The organism is Methanoregula sp. PtaB.Bin085 (assembly GCF_002067035.1).
Classification (GTDB): Archaea; Halobacteriota; Methanomicrobia; order Methanomicrobiales; family Methanospirillaceae; genus Methanoregula.
The window spans coordinates 1-3,630 of sequence record NZ_MVQB01000018.1 but is presented as its reverse complement, the minus strand read 5'-3'; the positions used below and the strand labels follow the sequence as shown (position 1 = coordinate 3,630).

Annotated in this window: 5 protein-coding genes; 3 read left to right on the top strand and 2 right to left on the bottom strand. The window is 56.1% G+C overall.

Annotated features, from left to right (window positions below):
- The 3 genes from A4E33_RS03615 to A4E33_RS03605 all read left to right on the top strand — a co-directional run.
- Positions 1-435: ASKHA domain-containing protein (locus A4E33_RS03615; RefSeq protein WP_292346322.1), on the top strand; the 435-nt coding region annotated here is incomplete at its 5' end.
- 4 nt (positions 436-439) lie between these two features.
- Positions 440-1,480 carry a hypothetical protein gene (locus tag A4E33_RS03610; protein WP_292346321.1) on the top strand — a complete coding sequence of 347 codons (1,041 nt, stop codon included), beginning with the start codon at positions 440-442 and terminating at the stop codon, positions 1,478-1,480.
- A complete protein-coding gene (locus A4E33_RS03605; protein ID WP_292346320.1) occupies positions 1,477-2,259 on the top strand; it encodes an AAA family ATPase in 783 nt (260 codons plus the stop codon). The genes A4E33_RS03610 and A4E33_RS03605 overlap by 4 nt, the downstream gene beginning before the upstream one ends.
- A 13-nt stretch (positions 2,260-2,272) precedes the next feature.
- Here A4E33_RS03605 and A4E33_RS03600 read toward each other — a convergent pair whose 3' ends face one another.
- Positions 2,273-2,815, bottom strand: a complete 543-nt coding sequence (locus tag A4E33_RS03600) for a pyruvoyl-dependent arginine decarboxylase (protein WP_292346319.1) — start codon at positions 2,813-2,815, stop codon at positions 2,273-2,275.
- Positions 2,816-2,943: 128 nt separating this feature from the next.
- A partial coding sequence (locus A4E33_RS03595) for an HAD family hydrolase (protein WP_292346318.1) occupies positions 2,944-3,630 on the bottom strand: 687 nt, incomplete at its 5' end.

Genomic DNA, 3,630 nt, shown 5'->3' with positions numbered 1-3,630 from the left:
GACATTGTCATCACCGAGAACGATATCAAGAACCTGATCATGAGCAAGGCCTCAGTCCATGCAGCCTGCGTTACTCTCATGAAACAGGCCGGGGTCACCCATACCGAGATCTCCACGATCTATTTTGCCGGGGCCTTCGGGAATTATCTTGACAAGAAGAATGCCACTACCATCGGCCTGATTCCCGAGATCGGATTCGACCAGATCAAAAACATCGGCAACGGGGCCGTGGCAGGTGCCAACATTGCCCTGATCAACCGCAGGGCACGCAAAACGCTTGACGAGATTGCGTATAAGATAGCCTACATCGAGCTGAATGCCGAGTCCTCGTTCATGGACGAGTATACATCCAGCACCTTCCTCCCCCATACCGACCTTTCGCTCTTCCCGAATGTACAGAAGATGCTTGACGCCTGCCGGATCAGGAAGGGGTGAGATCATGGCAAGAATGATACCTCCGTCCAACTCGTCAGCCACGGGCGTGGGTGCGCTCCCCCATACCGATCCCGGACAGGCATGCGACGATGTCCTTGCCCTGTTTCCTGAATTTCCCTATATCCCGACACTCCCGGACCGGAGCCAGCTCGAGAGTATCGTCTTCAATGATTCCGAACAGCTGCCCGGGCGTTTGATCCGGGACGATCGGCTTCTCTTCGACAGCAACCATGACCAGACCGCAGCCATGGAGAAGGTTTACATGGACTATGTCGAAGTAAATTTTCACGATTATGGCCTTCACCGCGAATACGCCTCCGCGTTCATCGAGATGATGTCCCGAAAACTCCCGGGCGCCCGGGTCCTGAAATGCCAGGTGACCGGGCCGGTAACGTTCGGGATGCAGGTTGTGGACGCCGGCAAACGGCCGATCTATTACGATTCGCAGCTCGCTGACGTGCTCTCGAAGATGATCGCCCTCAAGGCCCGCTGGTGTGAAGAGGAGATGCGAAAGAATACCGGCGTATCAGAGACCCTTGTTGTCCTGAACGAGCCGTACCTCGCATCGCTGGGCTCATCGGTCGTCCCGGTGGACCGGGAGACTGTCCGTGCTGGCTGGGGAGACATTGCGTCCCTTGTCCAGGGTGGACTGGGCGTCCACTGCTGTTCGAACACCGACTGGGAATTCGTTCTCAGTCTCGATCCCGCGGTTGTGTCGCTCGATGCATACGCCACGTCAAAGGAGTTCCTGCTGTATTCTGATGCGGTCATCTCCTACATGGAACGCGGCGGAATCGTGGGATGGGGTATTGTGCCGGCCGACAGCAAACTCTTTGTCACCGAGACTACCGACAGCCTGTATGAAAAATACCGCGCGATCCGCTCCCAGCTCTGTGCCCGGATGCCGGAGAAACTGTTCGATGCCCGGTCCCTTATCACCCCAAGCTGCGGCATACGGTTCGCGAGCCGCGAGGGATCGCTTGCGATCATGGGTGCTGCAGCCGAGATCTCCCGCCGGATCCGGAAAACCTCAGGCATGGGATGACCTTGTCCGGGAAGCCGTTCACGATAGCCCTCTCCGGTAAGGGTGGGACCGGGAAGACAACGGTGAGTTCGCTCCTCATTCGATCGTTCATCACAATGGGTGAAACGCCCGTCCTCGCGGTCGACGCCGATCCGAACGCGAACCTCCACGAGGCCCTCGGGGTGAGTGTACATGAAACCCTTGGGAGCATGCGCGAGGAGGCTTTCACCCGGACCATACCCCCGGGCATGAACCGGCATGACTACGTGCGGTACCGCTTCCGCCAGGCGCTTGTGGAATCGGAGGGATTCGACCTGATCGCAATGGGGAGGCCGGAAGGGAGCGGGTGCTACTGTTTTGCCAACGATCTTTTATCCGAATGCATGGGGGAACTCGAACGCGATTATCATTTCATTGTCATCGATACCGAGGCAGGCATGGAGCATATAGCACGGGGAACAATCGGGAAGCCGGACCTCCTTCTTATTGTCAGTGATCCCGGGGCAAGGGGCCTCCGGACCATCGCCCGCATCCGCGAAATTGCGACACAGCTGGGTCTTGAACCGGAGAAGATCCAGATTGTATTCAACCGTTTCCGGGGCGGAACCGCACCGGTGGATATCGGGACCGGGCAGCCGATCGCGATAATTCCTGATGACACTGCGGTCGAAGATGCAGATCTCCGGGCCACGCCCGTATCGCTGGTTCCCCCCAACAGCCCTGCAAAGGCAGCAGTAAGCGAACTGGCAGAGAAGATCCGGCAGATGGCAGGCAAGCGGAATCAGGAAAAAGGGGTTTGAAAAACCGGGATAGTTACAGGAAAACCGCGACGGCGATGACCGTAGTCCAGAGACCATTCTTGTCGCCCTCGGCCGACTGGCAGGTATTAGTGGTCTTGAAGATCTTGCCGCTCGCTTTGTAGATCTGTTCGCGTTCCGACCATGCCGCATTGACATCGAATTCTATGCCCAGGGTCGTTGCAAGCATGGTAGCCGCGAGATCCTCGGCATATTCCCCGGTCCTCTTCTCGGTCTCCCCGTAGGCATGGTGCTCGGAGAGGTAGCCGTACTCTTCTGAATCGCTGGGCATCGCAAGGCCGATTGCCGACGAAACGAGGCGGTTGGGTTCGTTCGTTTCATTGCGGGCCATGACACAGTAGGTGATGCCGCCGGGTTTGAGGCATTTCAGCCCTTCGGTTTTTGAGATCTGCCTGCAGTTGGGGGGGAAGATGCTCGAGACATAGACAAGATTGCATTTCTCCACGCCGGCCTTCCGGAGTGCAAGCTCGAAGGAGGCGAGACGGTCTTTATGGACACCAACACCCTTGGTGAAAAAGATCCGTTGTGGGACAAACATACCCTATATTTTTTTATCCCCTGCTCTTTTAGGTTACGGTTGCCGGAAGGCTGAAAGCGCTGCGAGGAAGTCCGGGTTCTGCTGCCGTATGTTTCTGCACAGATGATATACCATCATACCTGTACAATTCACCGGACCGTTCCGGATAGAGCAGTAAGGATAACGGGGAGATCCGCGGGAGAATCCAGACAATAGTCAGCCCTGACAGGTAAGCGATCATCCGGGAAACGATCACCATACCTTGCGTATACCGTCCTGAAACCGAGCATCTTCGCGGGTTCAATATCGCGACGCGGGCTGTCGCCCACCATCAGTACCTGTTTAGCTTTCGCCTGGAGCATCTCAAGAGCTGCGAGAAATGGGGTGTGCGCGGGTTTTTTTACCTGCACAAGATCGTATGTCACCATGCAGGAGAAGAACTGGATGAGCCCCGATCTTTCCAGCCTCCTGACAGCGTCGCGGGAATATGCATCGGTGATGATGCCCATGGGAAGTTCTCTTGTGCGGATCTCTTTGAGGGTTTCGACAATTCCCGGGTAGGGGGTGATTTCCCGGATCTTCTCTTCTTCATAGATCCGGCACGCCATCCCGAACGATTGCTTTTCGGTGATTCCGCAGTCATGCATGAAATCCCGTATGTTCTCATAAGACTCATACCCGTGAACAGGCCTCAGGAAATACGGGTAGAGCTGATGCTTCCCGTTCAAACTGAATGCCTTCACGACCGCATCGCAGGCTGTCATCTGCGCCCCGACAAGATCGAATAAGGTGTTATCCATATCGAATAAAAGGGCACGAACCGGGTTTTTTCCCTC